Genomic DNA, 13,862 nt, shown 5'->3' with positions numbered 1-13,862 from the left:
CTCCCTTCTTCCTATTTCGTTAACCAAACAGACATCACTGAATATAGCTGTTCTAAATTGATTGGTTTGCTGATATAGTCTGTTGCACCAGCTTCCAAACATTTTTCTCGATCTCCCTTCATTGCTTTAGCTGTTAATGCAATGATAGGAATCGATGTAAATTCAGGATTTGCACGTATATGTCTCATCGTATCATAACCGTCGAGTTCAGGCATCATAATGTCCATAAGAATCATATCTAAATCATCTTGCTCCTTAATGATTTCAAGACATTCGATTCCATTTTGGGCAACAATGATTTGAACACCTTTACTTTCCAGGGCTTTTTGTAGAGCAAATATATTACGATGGTCATCATCCGTGATTAATACCTTTTTCCCATTAAAGACATCCAAAATTAATAATTCTTCTTCCTCAGGATCTATTACTTCTTTTTGAACAGCAATTTGCTCCATTACATCATTTGCAATTGGCAAATGAATAATGTCATCGTTCACTTTACTGTTCTTATTAGTCATTCCATCCGGCAGATTCGGCAAGTACACAGTAAATGTACTTCCCTTGCCCTCTTCACTTTCTAGAGTTACATATCCGCCAAGTAACTTTGAAAATTCTCGGCAAATCGATAATCCTAATCCAGTTCCGCCATACTTACGGGCTGTTGCTCCATCTGCTTGCTGGAAGGCCTCAAAAATAATTTGTTGTTTATCATCTGCAATACCAGGACCTGTATCGGTTACAACAATTTTCATCCAGAAGTCGGTTTCCGTAATACCATCAAGAAGTTCTTTCTCTCGAGTATTTCTCACTTTTTCCATCTTCATAGTAACCGAACCTTTTTCCGTAAACTTCACAGCGTTGGATAATAAATTCTTTAGTATTTGTTGCATTCTTTGTTCATCCGTATAAAAAATGGAAGGCAGGTCATCTTCTTTTCCAATAACCAGTTCCAGACCTTTTTGTTCTGCCTGAGGAGAAAAGACTCGTTCTAAGCTCTCAATAACCTCACAAACATTGGTTTCATTAAAGAAGACTTCCAGCTTACCAGCCTCAATTTTAGATAAATCCAAAATATCATTAATGAGTGCCATTAAATCATTACCTGATGTATGGATCACTTTTGCAAATTCTCTTTCATCCTCTGTATATTCACCAGGCTCTTTATCGGCCAGCATTTCAGATAATATTAAAATACTATTCAGAGGCGTTCTCAATTCATGAGACATATTCGCAAGAAACTCAGATTTGTATTTTGAACTTTGAAGGAGCTGTTCATTTTTAACCTCAAGCTCCTCTTTAGAAATCTCAAGTTCCCTCGATTTCTGCTCTGCTTCCTGATTGCGTTCTTCTAATTGTTCATTAATCATACGTAATTCTTCTGATTGCATCTGAAGTTCTTCAGATTGTGTTTGTAATTCTTCTGCCTGAACCTGTAATTCTTCTGTCATCGCCTGTGATTCATTTAGTAATTGTTCCACTTCCATCCGGCTCAGTACACTCTTAATAGCCATACCAAGATTATCAAGCATATGATTAATCGTTTTTAATTCTAAATCAGTAAAGCCTTTAATACTTGCAAATTCCAAAACAGCAATAACTTTATTCTCGTATAATACTGGAGCAATGACAATAGATTTGGGTTTAATTTCTCCAAGCCCTGTTGTAATAAGTTTATAATCTCCCGGAACATCATCAAGTAATACAACTTCTTTATTAGCAACCGCCTGGCCGATTACGCCTTCTCCAAAACTAAATCCATCACGTCCTCCGTCACCATAAGAAGCAGCCTTATAAAAATGGTCATCCTCAGTTTCACTTTTTAAATAAAAAGCACCCAGTTCTGCTCCCATGATTGGAGTAATTTTATTAATGAATTCATCTGCAAGCTGTCCAACTTTAAAGATACCCTGATACATCTCCGCAACTTCGGCAACTTGTGTTTGCACCCAGCTTTGATTCTCAATTTCCTGAGTATATTCTTTTTCGTTTCTACTAAATGTCTCCAATGAAGCTGACATCCTATTAAAAGCAGATGCAATTCGGCCAATTTCATCCTCTACTTTTACTTCAATCCTCGGCATAGTCGTGGTATCACTTAGATCGACATTAGTGATCACCTTTGTAATTCTATTTAATTCCCGTGAAGAGGTCATGATTACCCAATAAGCCAAAAATAACGTTAGAACAATTGTAACGATTAGAGAACTGATAATAATCGTCTGCATTTGTTCATATTTACCGTCGGCACGCACCAGTGCGTCATCCATAAGGTTTTCTTGAAAATCAACGAAATTTGCAATGACAGCAAGTACATTATCACTTGCTTTATCTTTTTCTGCCCTTACGACATCATAGTTTGATACCCCTTTTTGCATATCAGTGATTAATTGTGTTTCTAGCTTTGTATAGTTCTCATATGATGCACGGAACTCCGCCAACAAGGCCTCGCCTTTTTCCGTATTAGCAATGCTTTCTAATTTTCTAAAACGGTCTTCGATATATATATGATTTTGATCTATTGTTTCAGAGGCTGCGCTCAATTCTTCTTTACTTGGAGTACGCGAATCCTGTCCCAATAAATTAAGAGTACGCTCCGATTCCGCAAAATTTCTTTGAATATCATTAATATAACTAACCTTTTGGTAGCGATCATCCACTATTTCAAGTAAATCTTCTCTAGAGCTGCTCAATCTACCGTCAATTATGACCATCAATATAATTATAATCACTAGTATTGAGCCAAAACCCACTAAATTTTTTTGCTTAAATGTCATGTGTGTACCCCTCCCCCTGGTTCCAAACTCTCTACTATCTATTAATAAGGAGTATGATTAGAATGTTTTAAAAAACATACCAATATTATACTGCATTACCATAACAAAAAGACACTAACTCGCCCTAGTGTCTTTAAAAACAGTACATATTTACTTCTATTCATAAAACTGGAGACAATAATCTGGATAAAGACTCTTTAAACCGAATTAAAAGGGAACGATTATTATAAATTTCTGATGTAAGTTCATGGCTCTGTTTTAAATCATCTGCAAATGTATCCCTTAGGCGAACAGCTGTGTCTGCATGATATATAATTGCATTCACTTCAAAATTCAATCGAAAACTGCGTACATCTATATTGGCTGTTCCAACAGTTGCCAATCGATCATCTATCACCATAGTTTTCGCATGCAAAAACCCATTCTCATATAAAAACACCTTTGCACCAGCCTTTAATAATTCTCCAACGTATGAATAAGTGGCCCAATAAACAAATAAATGATCTGGTTTATTTGGTATCATTACTCTGACGTCCACCCCTGACATGGATGCAATCCTGATGGCGTCCAACAAACTGTCATCCGGTATAAAATAAGGCGTCTGCAGATATATATACTCTTTTGCATCCAAAATCATACGTATATAGCTTTTTTTAATTTGTTCCCTCTCAGAATCAGGCCCAGAGGTAACAATTTGAAGCCCAACCCCTTTTTCGTTGTGTTGCTTGCTATATTTAAAGTAATCTTCCGTCCATTCCATTTTATCTCCTGAAGCCTGAGCCCAATCGAGCATAAAACGAGACTGTAAATCATTCACAGCGTCTCCGATGATCCGTAAATGGGTATCTCTCCAATAACCAAACTTCGGATCAAGTCCTAAATACTCTTCACCTACATTGAATCCACCAAGATATCCTACTTTCCTGTCAATGATGACAAGCTTCCGATGGTTTCGGAAGTTGATTCTGAGATTAATAAGCGGTAATTTCCCAGGAAAGAACGCTTCTGCATTTCCGCCAGCTTCTCTTAATTTCTTTATTCGCTTTTTAGAGATTCTCCTGGAACCGGCGTCGTCATAAATCAGCCGTATCTCTACACCTTCTTTAGCCTTTTCAATCAACGCATCCAGAAGCCTGTTTCCATATGTATCGTTTTGGATAATGTAATATAAAACATGAATATGTTTTTTGGCACTAGCAATATCCTGAAATAAGGCATTGAATTTTTCCTTGCCATCTGTGAAAATTTCAACTTCATTATCATTGGTATATACAGCATGGTCTGTTTTCATATTCATTAAAATTAAATCCTTATACCTCTGTGTAATAGAAGTATTAAATGGTTCTTCCATATTTTTCATGTGCTCTTTTTGTTCAGCGATACGCTGCTCTAAGTAATCATAGCCCCGTTTATCCCATGTGAATATTTTCCTTTTACTTAAATTCTGCCCTAGAACAATATACAGAATAAAGCCTCCAATTGGAAAAAAGCTCAAAACCATTAACCACGCCCATGAAGCGCTGACATTACGCCTTTCTAAAAAGGTTATAGTAATAGCAAATATCAAATTGATTGCTATTAAAAATTGCCATACATAGCTATCAGTTATTCCCATTCATCTACAACTCCAACCGAAACATTATCTAACCTAATATAAATATTATAACGATAAAGTATTAAAAAACCTACTGAACTATATCAATTATCAAAAGGCAACCTAATTTTGAAGGTTGCCTTTCGCTTCTGAATATTTATCCAATAATATGCCAATAATCTGAGGTTATTATTCAGTTAATGGCATTAAATAACAACCTTGACTACTCCATAAAATTGTATGAATAAAAGAAGTTTAGGGAACTTATAGAATGAATACACAAAAAGAAGGGAATGTTCCTATTGCCCAGAAACAGTGATCAAATCCACGTTAACCCAGAACCAAATCCAGATGGCAGACAGGAATCCATCATAAATGATTCTAAAGCTACTAAAATGGGAGTTGTCACCGGCAGCCTGCAGCCCGGATTTAACCAAAGTCAAAACCCTTACCATGTGAGCAATAAAGATGAAACACCAGAATCAATGGAAGAATTCGAAAAATTAACCAAGGGTAGAAAGTTGGATGAGTTCTAATCTTGATGTTATGGCTTATTGGGGATATTATAAAGGAAATCCATTTAAGGAGTTCATTATAATATGTCTAAAAAAGTAAGTCTTCAAGAAGCGATTAAACAAAAACTTGCTTCTAAGCAACAATCAAATCAAGCCGGCAGCCATGTAAACGGACCTGTCAAAAAAACAAAAGAATTGCAAAGCCAACTGACAAAGAAACCAAACAACCAACGCAAACGTACAGGTGTATAACGACTCAGGGACTGCTATTGCAGTCCCTTTTTCATTATAAAACTTTACTCAAAAACAGCTTTGTTCGATTGTGCTGCGGATTTTCAAATAAACTGGTCGGTTCATTTTCTTCAACGATATATCCATCATCCATAAAAACAACCCGATCTCCCACCTCACGCGCAAATCCCATTTCGTGTGTAACAACCACCATTGTCATTCCTTCGTGCGCAAGCTCTTTCATAACCTCAAGGACCTCTCCAACCATTTCCGGATCAAGTGCTGAAGTTGGTTCATCGAATAACATGATTTCCGGCTCCATTGCCAATGCACGTGCAATGGCGACCCTTTGTTTCTGACCACCTGACAATGAATCTGGATAAGCATTTTCCTTATCTAATAGACCTACCTTTCGAAGGAGCTCCAAACAATGTTTTTTTGCTTCATCATCAGGAACCTTTTTCACCTTGGTAGGTGCCAGCATTAGATTTTCCAGTACCGTTTTATGAGGAAACAAATTGAAATGTTGAAATACCATTCCTGTTTTGGTTCGTACCTTATTAATATCAATTTTTTTATCGGCAAGATCTACTCCATTTATAATGACATGTCCGTCCGTTATTTGCTCCAGTAAATTTAAACAACGAAGAAAGGTGGATTTCCCTGAACCAGAGGGACCTATCACTACTACAACTTCCTGAGGTTCAATCCTAATAGATATATCTTTTAATACCTCATTGGATCCAAAGTTTTTTTTCAAATTCCTAACATCTATCATTTTGTCTCCATCCTTCTTTCCAATCGATTTAATAACAAGCTAAGAGAAAGCGTAAGGATGAGATAAATCACAGCGGATGTTAAATAAGGCTCCCACACCCGATAATATTCAGTCGCCATAGCTCTACCCCAATACGTTAATTCTGGAGCTGCGATAACAGCGGCTATAGATGACTCCTTAATCAATACAATAAACTCATTACCCAGAGGCGGAATAATGCGCTTAAATGCTTGTGGTAAAATAACGTACCTCATAGCCTGTCCATGAGACATCCCAAGCGACCTGGCTCCCTCCATTTGTCCCGAATCAATCGACTGAATGCCTCCTCGAAATATCTCAGCTATGTATGCAGCTGAATTTAATGAGAGGGCAAGAATAGTTGCGAGTATGGCATTTGTCTCTCCTGTCAATGCTGGTACAACACCAAAGTGAACTAATAGGAGTTGGACAAATATTGGAGTCCCACGAAAAAAAGCAATATAGCAATTTAGGGGAATAGATAACCATTTCCTTTTGGTCAATCTACCAAGACCGATTAATAACCCAAGAATCGAACCTATTAAAATACCAGCTATTGAGAGTCCAATTGTATATAGTGTTCCTTTCATTAACAATGGAGCATAAATTTCAATAATATCCCACCTGAAATCCACATCTGTTCCCCCTTAGACAAAGATTGCGTAGCACAGCAACACCTGTGATACGCAGTCCTCTCACACCTTTATTATTTCGATTGCTGAGCTTTTAATGTTTCAAGATCTGGATCGACTCCAAACCATTTTTTATAGATCTCAGTATATGTTCCATTTTCTATAATTGCTTTTAAAGCTTTATCCACGGTAGCCCTATCTTTACTGTCCTTCGGAAACATTAAGCCATAGTATTCATTGTCAAATGCATTTGGGTCTTTAACTACCACAAACTTATCCTTAGGATTATTTTTTGCGTATTCCTCGACAACTCCATTATCAGCTACAACAGCTTTTGCACCGCCTTTTTTCATATCCATAATCGCCAGTACAGTTGTTTCAAACTTCTTGATGTCTTTATTATTTTTGCCTACTACCTTTTCAACCGCAAATTGACCTGTCGTACCAGCCTGAACAGCAATTTTCTTCCCTTTTAAATCCTGTGCAGATTTAATATCGCTGCCTTCCGGGACAAGAATTTTATTGGTTGATAAAAAATATGGAACAGAGAAATCATATGTTTTTTTCCGTTCATCATTTATTGAGATTGCTGACATCCCAAACGCTGCCCTTTTGTTTTTAATCTCGACAAATAATGGATCCCATCCTACATGTTCAATATTCACTTTAAAACCGGCTTCCTTCGCCACAGCATTCACAATATCAACGTCAAAACCAACCAATTTACCTTCCTTCTGGAATTCAAATGGTGAATATGCCGCATCAGTCACGACTCTCAACGTCTTATCTGTACCGCCTTCACCGCCGGCACTCTCTTCCTCTTTCGAACCGCAAGCTGCAATGACAGTAATAATAGCTATCATAATAAACATAAATAATGATTTCTTTTTCAAAATGACGCCCCCTCTTGTTTTCTATTTTAAATATTCAGAAAAGTCTATGAATAACATTATAAGGTTGCTTACAAGAATACGCAATTTAATTTTGATTTTTTTGTATTTTATGACACTAAAAGTCAAAACTACAAATTCCTTTAAAATAAACCATGTTTTTCTTCCAAAAATAGTAATTAATTAATTGTGTTTTTCTCATAATACACGCAAAATATTGAATATAGAATGGTAAAGAAAAGAGGTCATTATGGAAACTAAATCAAAAGCCTTATATGATTATTTGATTACTCATTCAGATGAAATAATTGAAGATTGGTATTCACTAATGCCGAAGAGTACTGAAGCAGATTATTCTCTTAACGGATCTATCCATACAATTAATGCATTAAAGAAGCAGTTTAAAGAATATTTATTTTTAATAGCAAACAGCTTGTTTCAATCAGAAGAAGAGAGAGATTATATAATAAAAGAACGCACATTATCTATTGCAGAGGTACGCCTTGAATCCGGTACACCTCTAAGTAATTCTATTAATGCTGCCGGGCTTTTAAGAAGAGTTATATGGAAGTACACCCAAAAATTTATCGATATTACCAGCTTGGATATTACCTTTAAAGATATTTTTTTCTGGGAGGAAAAGTTTAATTCTACAATAGATCAACTTACACATAGCTATACAGAAAACTATACAAACATATTGATAAAGCGAATCCACTCACAATCCAACCTAATCAATGAGTTAAGTTCTCCTGTGATTAAATTGACTGAAAATATCGGATTACTGCCGATAGTGGGTGATATTGATTCCACCAGAGCCAGAGCTATAAACGAAAGTACCCTTCAGCAAAGTGCAGACAATCAAATCTCCAAATTAATTATTGATTTATCAGGGGTTTTTATCGTTGATACTTTGGTAGCACACCGCCTTTTTCAAATGATAGAAGCACTCAAATTAATCGGTGTAGAGGTAATCATGACAGGAATTCGTGCCGAGGTGGCACAAACAAGCATACAGCTTGGAATTGATTTTTCATGTATCCAAACAGAAAGCAGCGTAAATCAGGCATTTACTAAATTAGGTATTATAATTAAAGAACAATAATTTGTCATCATCGATGATGAAAGGTTCACCAAATTAATATATTAGAATATTAAACAGCGATTATCACTTTATTATTATGATAATCGCTGTTTGTTTTCTCAGGTTATGCGGTGCCATTTATTTACCTGACATTGGAGTATAACTAAACCAATTAAGGGTATAGATGTGAAGACATTAATTTAACATTTGGGGGTGCTCTATGTGGTTTAATAAACCTTTTTATAAGTATGCAACCGGCACTATTTTAATACTAATCATTATCTATTTATTAGGGAAGATTGATTACTTTATATGGCCATTCCAAAAACTGATTATAACCATCTTTTTTCCGATTTTAATAGCTGGTCTTCTATATTATATATTGAGGCCGGTCGTTCATTTTTTGAGTAAGTATATGCCGATTACTATCAGTATACTTCTCATTTATGCAGTAATTGGCGGAATGGGTTATGCTGGTGTCCATTTCTTGGGGCCCGTCATTGTTTCTCAGAGCGAAGAACTCATCGATAAAATACCGGACAGAATAGAAACAATCACATCCCAGTCAAAGGAAATTATAAATGAGAATGCCGCCTCAACCTATTTTTCCGTAGACAAGCTCACTCAATATGGGAAAGAATATGCGGATAGTTTTCCTAAAGTATTATCCGATCATGCTGTAACCATATTTTCGACAGTTACGAGCATAGTCACTGTACTTTTAATTGTTCCCTTTATTGTTTTTTATTTTCTTAAGGATGGGCATAAACTCAGACCCTTTTTATTAAAGCATATCCCTGCTAATGTAGAGGACGAGGGCAACAGAATTTTAATGGATGTTGATAAAACCTTATCCACTTATATCGTCGGTCAATTTATCGTTGCAATAGTCGATGGCATCCTTATGTATATTGGATATCTAATTATTGGGCTTGAGAACGCATTAATTTTAGCTATTTTTGCAACGTTACTGACCGTTGTACCCTTCCTTGGACCGTTCCTTGGAACCATCCCTGCGATTATATCAGGTCTATTAATCAGCCCATTTACAGCCTTTAAAGTTCTGATATTATTAGTCATTGTCCAGCAGCTTGAGGGTCATCTCGTTACACCTCAGGTAATGGGAAAACGTCTGGATATCCACCCGCTGACGGTCATATTATTGCTGCTTGTAGCGGGTTCCTTATACGGATTTATAGGAATTCTCATAGCTATACCTACTTATTCAGTAGTAAAGGTTATTGTTAAAAATTTCATTAAATTCTATAAACTGCGAACATCTTAAAGCTCCTAAACTTCACATAAAAAAGGTGATTCAGGATGGCTTAACCACCATCCTGAATCACCTTTTTTTACCTTGAAATAGTTTGAACTTCTTTTTGGCCAATTAAAATCCATTCGTATTGTCGTAATCGCAATTCGTATAGCTTTAATGGGTCACGATACAATTCTGGCTGAGAACGCATCTTCTCAAGTACGCCATTATGTTCAGCAATTTTCTCATTCGTATCTGACATTGCACCATTCATTACTTCTGTCGGATCTGCAAAGAACATTGAAACATCTCGAGTAATCGATTTTTCAAACATATCAAATTGCAGCAGGAATTTATCTGCAATCAATTGAGCAACCTCTGTATAATCCTGTGTTTCAATCAACGTTGTATATTTATTGTACATAACACTTTTATTCGCAATCGATCCGAATAACATGCCTGCACTCTTCAATAATAATTGTTGCGGTGTGTGGCGAAGCAGTATATTAATGGTCTCCATTTGTACACCGCTCGTCATTCGGTTTGCATCCCTGCGCCAGTCATCCAGCACTCTGAAATCACATTCCATTTTCATTCGTTCTTCCTGATAAATGGCATTGAAGCCTTCAGCCATTTCTTTTAAATAAGCCTGACTCTCTTTTAACTCTACTTCCGCTTCGGTAATCCAATCCTTTAAGGAATAAAAATACTTAGGCAAAATCGTATTCTCCAGGTATTCCTGAATCCGTACATTCATTTTCTCATTTAAGTCTATATGAATCTTGCGGAAATCACTGTCCTCTGTAATTAAATCTTTGCTGGCTCGGAGAATTTTAGGTACCGCCGCCTCCACATCAAGGCGAATGGCTTCCTTCCTTTGTTTAAACGTCTTACGCAACAATACTGCTTTTTCTTTCTCCAAATCCTCCATCTGATTCTTCGCACCATTTAGTTTTGCTAAAAGGTCCTCATTCCAATGAATGGATTCAATCAAGCTTTCTTCCCTTTCCAATCGTTGGTCCAGCAAGCTTGATATAGTCTCACGTACAAAGTGAAGCAGCTTAGCAGTACGAGCGCTTTCCTTATATTTGCTTGTTAGATTCATTTTAATAAATTCAGCAAAATCTGAAAGCTGCCTATTGCTTCTATAATGAGCAGAATGAGCAAAAATTGTAGCATTTGGCAGGTAAGGACTGATTCTGGACCAAGCTTCATCCACTATACGAATAGCCTCCTGATCATTGTGAACAAGATCCATTTTATTTAATAAGAAATGAATTGGCAGATCTGGCACTTGTTCATGAAGGGCCATAACAATTTCGCGTTCTTTGTTTGTAAATGGATCATTTACATCTAATACAAGTAAAAGACCATCTGCCATATTCAAATAACGGCGTACTTCCTGGATTTTATTATTTGCAATACTGAATCCGGGAGTATCGATGATTGCTATTTGATTTTCGGCCAAGAATTGACTCGGAAGATGGTATTCAATGATACTTGGCTTGTTATCAACAAAGTTTCTGTTTGAAACCTTATCTTCAAGTTCCTCTAAATTTAGTGGATTAATCGAAGAGTCTGTCACTTCCATTATGCTTTCTTCTTCGGCATTTTTAAACATGATAGCCGATGAAGTTGGTTTATCAAATAACTCTTCTCCTAAAATAGAATGAATTAAGGCAGATTTACCGCTACCGCTAGTTCCGGCAATCATAATATGCTGTACATTTACATCTAATAATTCATCAATAATCCATTTTTGTCTTTCGCTGACAGATAAATTATTTTGATTTGCCCATTGATCAATTTCCTCAAATAATCGAACGCTATCCTCCAAGCCATTCCGGTTATTTTCAGCCTGCATTAATACTCTCTCTGCATGATCAATATCTATTTGACCTATCATACCAGGAAAATTATCGTTCCATGCCAATATAGCAGAAGAAGCTAAAAGAGCATGCTTCCTATCTGTTATGCGAATCCAGTTACGTAATAAACTTGGTAATAAGCCCTTTAATGTTTTTAATAATTTATGTCCATTAATTAATTCGAAGTAACCCTCTTTAAATAAGAAAGATAAATCTGACCATGGTTCGGGATGAACAAGTTCCAGATCCTGCAGTAAATCATTAAATCCCTGAACCCATTGCAAATATGCCGGTTCGCCCTTATAGCTGTTCCAAAGAGATACTGCAAGTTGTTCAAATTGACCGCTATCTATGGAATAGAGCTTATGTAATACTTGGTAAAAATAGCCAGGTTCCATATTTTTCGTTACACCCTGATCAATATAGGACTGCAGAACATCATACCAAAGCAATGACTCCGTACGGATGGATTCATTTACTGCAAGTTCAACTGCACTATTCCAATCACGTTGCTCTTCAAAGAATGAACGTGCTATTTCTGTTACTTGAGAGTCATCTGGATTCAACTTAACTACCTTTTTAATCGTTTTATCAGCCAGTTCAGTTTTATCCAATTTCGTATATAGAGCAAATAATTGCAATCCAACTTCGGTATTCAATATAATCGAGTCTGATTCGATAGATTTATATAGCTCTTCAGCGTTTTTATACATAGCCATTGCAAAGTAAGCATCCGCCATATTCTTTATAGCCCAAGGCGCCAGGTCATTGCTAACCTTTTCCCATTTAAAAATGGATGTCTCATAGTCTTTATAATGGAAATAAAGCTCTCCCTGAGCAAATCTAAGCGTTGATAGCTCAGGCAATTCCTTTTGTTGTTCTGCCAAAAATTCTTCACTTATTATAAGCAACGGATTCGCCGCATTATCGTTTGTTAATAAGGTTTTATATAAGGACTTTTCAATCAAGTTATTTTCATTATTCATCATACGACCCCTCCCTGGTTCTCTCACACAAATTTGTTCAATAGAATAGTTTATAACTTATATAGTGTAATAAAATTTGATTGCAAAACGGTTTCGGTAAAGTTTCATCTTCAATACAATATGATAGCAAAATGGAACATTTGTCATATTTGAAATAAATATATTAATAGATTATATCCTATACCCTCAGAAAATTAACTAAAACAATTCGTGTTTTTTATTTTTCTCCAATTAATTATACCAGTATATCGTTATCTTAATCACGATTCATTTCACCTTACAATAGAATAAGCCCATGATTATGAAAATCACAGGCTTACTTTTTGGTTAGTTATTTCCACCAATTATCGTGAATGGATGCAGGCATTTGACGTTTGTGTTCTGTTTTTAAATATTGTTTTTCAATTTTTAATGCAGCTTCAGCATCGACTTTACGGCCTTCCAAATAGTCGTCAATCGTATCATATTTTAAGCCAAGCTCTGTTTCATCAGCTTGCTGCGGTTTATTATCCAGCAAATCGGCAGTCGGCTCTTTCATATAAAGTCTTTCCTCAGCTCCCAATTCTTTAAGCAATTCTCTGCCCTGGCGCTTAGAGAGACCCGATAAAGGAAGAACATCAGCTCCGCCGTCTCCATATTTTGTATAAAAACCTGTCACTGCCTCAGCAGCATGGTCTGTACCTATTACCAGAAGTCCATTTTGTCCACCAATGGCATATTGCGCAATCATACGAAGCCTTGCTTTCACATTCCCTTTATTAAAATCGGTTAATGCTTCATTAGTTGCTTCTTTGTATTGATCTGTAATGACATCGACAGTAGACTTGACATTAAAAGTAATACTTTCATCTGGTTTAATAAATTGCAGAGCACGCTGAGCATCATCTTCATCTTGCTGTACTCCATATGGAAGCCTGACAGCAATAAATTTAGCCGCAACCCCTTCCTCACGCAGTTCTTCCACAGCCATCTGAGCCAGACGTCCTGCCAATGTAGAATCCTGACCACCACTGATTCCTAGAACAAATCCTTTTGCTCCGCTCTTCTTTAAGTAACTTTTTAGGAACCCAACTCTGTCTTTGATTTCTTCTTTAGGGTTTATTTCCGGTTTAACATGTAATGCTTCAATAATAACTGATTGTAAGCTCATTCCCATTCCTCCTTCAAACACCTATACTATTATTTTCCTTAAATGTTCTCTTTCTAACCTTTTATCATTAAATATATTTTACTCTTA

11 protein-coding genes are annotated in these 13,862 nt (G+C 36.3%); 4 read left to right on the top strand and 7 right to left on the bottom strand.

Annotated elements, in window-relative coordinates:
* Positions 1-11: 11 nt before the first annotated feature.
* Together F7984_RS02915 and cls are read right to left on the bottom strand one after the other, a co-directional pair.
* Positions 12-2,774 carry an ATP-binding protein gene (locus tag F7984_RS02915; protein WP_066107989.1) on the bottom strand — a complete coding sequence of 921 codons (2,763 nt, stop codon included), beginning with the start codon at positions 2,772-2,774 and terminating at the stop codon, positions 12-14.
* 160 nt (positions 2,775-2,934) lie between these two features.
* Entirely contained in the window at positions 2,935-4,389 is a 1,455-nt protein-coding gene (gene cls, locus F7984_RS02910) for a cardiolipin synthase (protein ID WP_066107992.1), read from the bottom strand.
* A gap of 281 nt (positions 4,390-4,670) precedes the next feature.
* On the opposite strand from cls, the gene F7984_RS02905 reads away from it, so the two are divergent.
* Together F7984_RS02905 and F7984_RS18880 are read left to right on the top strand one after the other, a co-directional pair.
* Positions 4,671-4,904 carry a hypothetical protein gene (locus F7984_RS02905; RefSeq protein WP_066107998.1) on the top strand — a complete coding sequence of 78 codons (234 nt, stop codon included), beginning with the start codon at positions 4,671-4,673 and terminating at the stop codon, positions 4,902-4,904.
* A 63-nt stretch (positions 4,905-4,967) separates the two neighbouring features.
* Positions 4,968-5,135, top strand: coding sequence for a hypothetical protein (locus tag F7984_RS18880; protein ID WP_175354307.1), 168 nt, complete (start codon positions 4,968-4,970; stop codon positions 5,133-5,135).
* A gap of 34 nt (positions 5,136-5,169) precedes the next feature.
* Here the strand turns inward: F7984_RS18880 and F7984_RS02900 are convergent, their stop codons facing one another.
* The 3 genes from F7984_RS02900 to F7984_RS02890 form a co-directional block, all read right to left on the bottom strand.
* The gene (locus tag F7984_RS02900; RefSeq protein WP_066107999.1) at positions 5,170-5,892 is read right to left on the bottom strand and encodes an amino acid ABC transporter ATP-binding protein; all 723 of its coding nucleotides are present in this window, start codon (positions 5,890-5,892) and stop codon (positions 5,170-5,172) included.
* The gene (locus F7984_RS02895) at positions 5,889-6,545 is read right to left on the bottom strand and encodes an amino acid ABC transporter permease (RefSeq protein WP_066108002.1); all 657 of its coding nucleotides are present in this window, start codon (positions 6,543-6,545) and stop codon (positions 5,889-5,891) included. The genes F7984_RS02900 and F7984_RS02895 overlap by 4 nt, the downstream gene beginning before the upstream one ends.
* A gap of 71 nt (positions 6,546-6,616) precedes the next feature.
* Positions 6,617-7,435 (bottom strand): basic amino acid ABC transporter substrate-binding protein, encoded by an 819-nt coding sequence (locus F7984_RS02890; RefSeq protein ID WP_066108005.1) that lies wholly within the window; start codon positions 7,433-7,435, stop codon positions 6,617-6,619.
* 247 nt (positions 7,436-7,682) lie between these two features.
* Between F7984_RS02890 and F7984_RS02885 the strand changes: the two genes are divergently transcribed.
* Positions 7,683-8,537, top strand: coding sequence for an STAS domain-containing protein (locus F7984_RS02885; protein WP_066108008.1), 855 nt, complete (start codon positions 7,683-7,685; stop codon positions 8,535-8,537).
* 199 nt (positions 8,538-8,736) lie between these two features.
* The gene (locus F7984_RS02880; protein ID WP_140462191.1) at positions 8,737-9,801 is read left to right on the top strand and encodes an AI-2E family transporter; all 1,065 of its coding nucleotides are present in this window, start codon (positions 8,737-8,739) and stop codon (positions 9,799-9,801) included.
* A 67-nt stretch (positions 9,802-9,868) separates the two neighbouring features.
* Here the strand turns inward: F7984_RS02880 and F7984_RS02875 are convergent, their stop codons facing one another.
* Positions 9,869-12,628, bottom strand: a complete 2,760-nt coding sequence (locus F7984_RS02875) for a GTP-binding protein (RefSeq protein ID WP_139892676.1) — start codon at positions 12,626-12,628, stop codon at positions 9,869-9,871.
* Positions 12,629-12,956: 328 nt separating this feature from the next.
* The gene (gene nadE / locus F7984_RS02870) at positions 12,957-13,775 is read right to left on the bottom strand and encodes an ammonia-dependent NAD(+) synthetase (protein ID WP_066108014.1); all 819 of its coding nucleotides are present in this window, start codon (positions 13,773-13,775) and stop codon (positions 12,957-12,959) included.
* Positions 13,776-13,862: the final 87 nt, after the last annotated feature.

The organism is Pradoshia sp. D12, from assembly GCF_008935075.1.
GTDB lineage: Bacteria > Bacillota > Bacilli > Bacillales > Pradoshiaceae > Pradoshia.
This window is presented reverse-complemented; position numbering and strand designations above follow the sequence as displayed.

Excerpts from the sequence above, each read along its gene's own strand:
- F7984_RS02915 (WP_066107989.1), bottom strand. The coding sequence starts at position 2,774 with ATGACATTTAAGCAAAAAAATTTAGTGGGTTTTGGCTCAATACTAGTG.
- F7984_RS02885 (WP_066108008.1), top strand. The coding sequence starts at position 7,683 with ATGGAAACTAAATCAAAAGCCTTATATGATTATTTGATTACTCATTCA.
- F7984_RS18880 (WP_175354307.1), top strand. The coding sequence starts at position 4,968 with ATGTCTAAAAAAGTAAGTCTTCAAGAAGCGATTAAACAAAAACTTGCT.
- cls (WP_066107992.1), bottom strand. The coding sequence starts at position 4,389 with ATGGGAATAACTGATAGCTATGTATGGCAATTTTTAATAGCAATCAAT.
- nadE (WP_066108014.1), bottom strand. The coding sequence starts at position 13,775 with ATGAGCTTACAATCAGTTATTATTGAAGCATTACATGTTAAACCGGAA.
- F7984_RS02875 (WP_139892676.1), bottom strand. The coding sequence starts at position 12,628 with ATGATGAATAATGAAAATAACTTGATTGAAAAGTCCTTATATAAAACC.
- F7984_RS02900 (WP_066107999.1), bottom strand. The coding sequence starts at position 5,892 with ATGATAGATGTTAGGAATTTGAAAAAAAACTTTGGATCCAATGAGGTA.
- F7984_RS02880 (WP_140462191.1), top strand. The coding sequence starts at position 8,737 with ATGTGGTTTAATAAACCTTTTTATAAGTATGCAACCGGCACTATTTTA.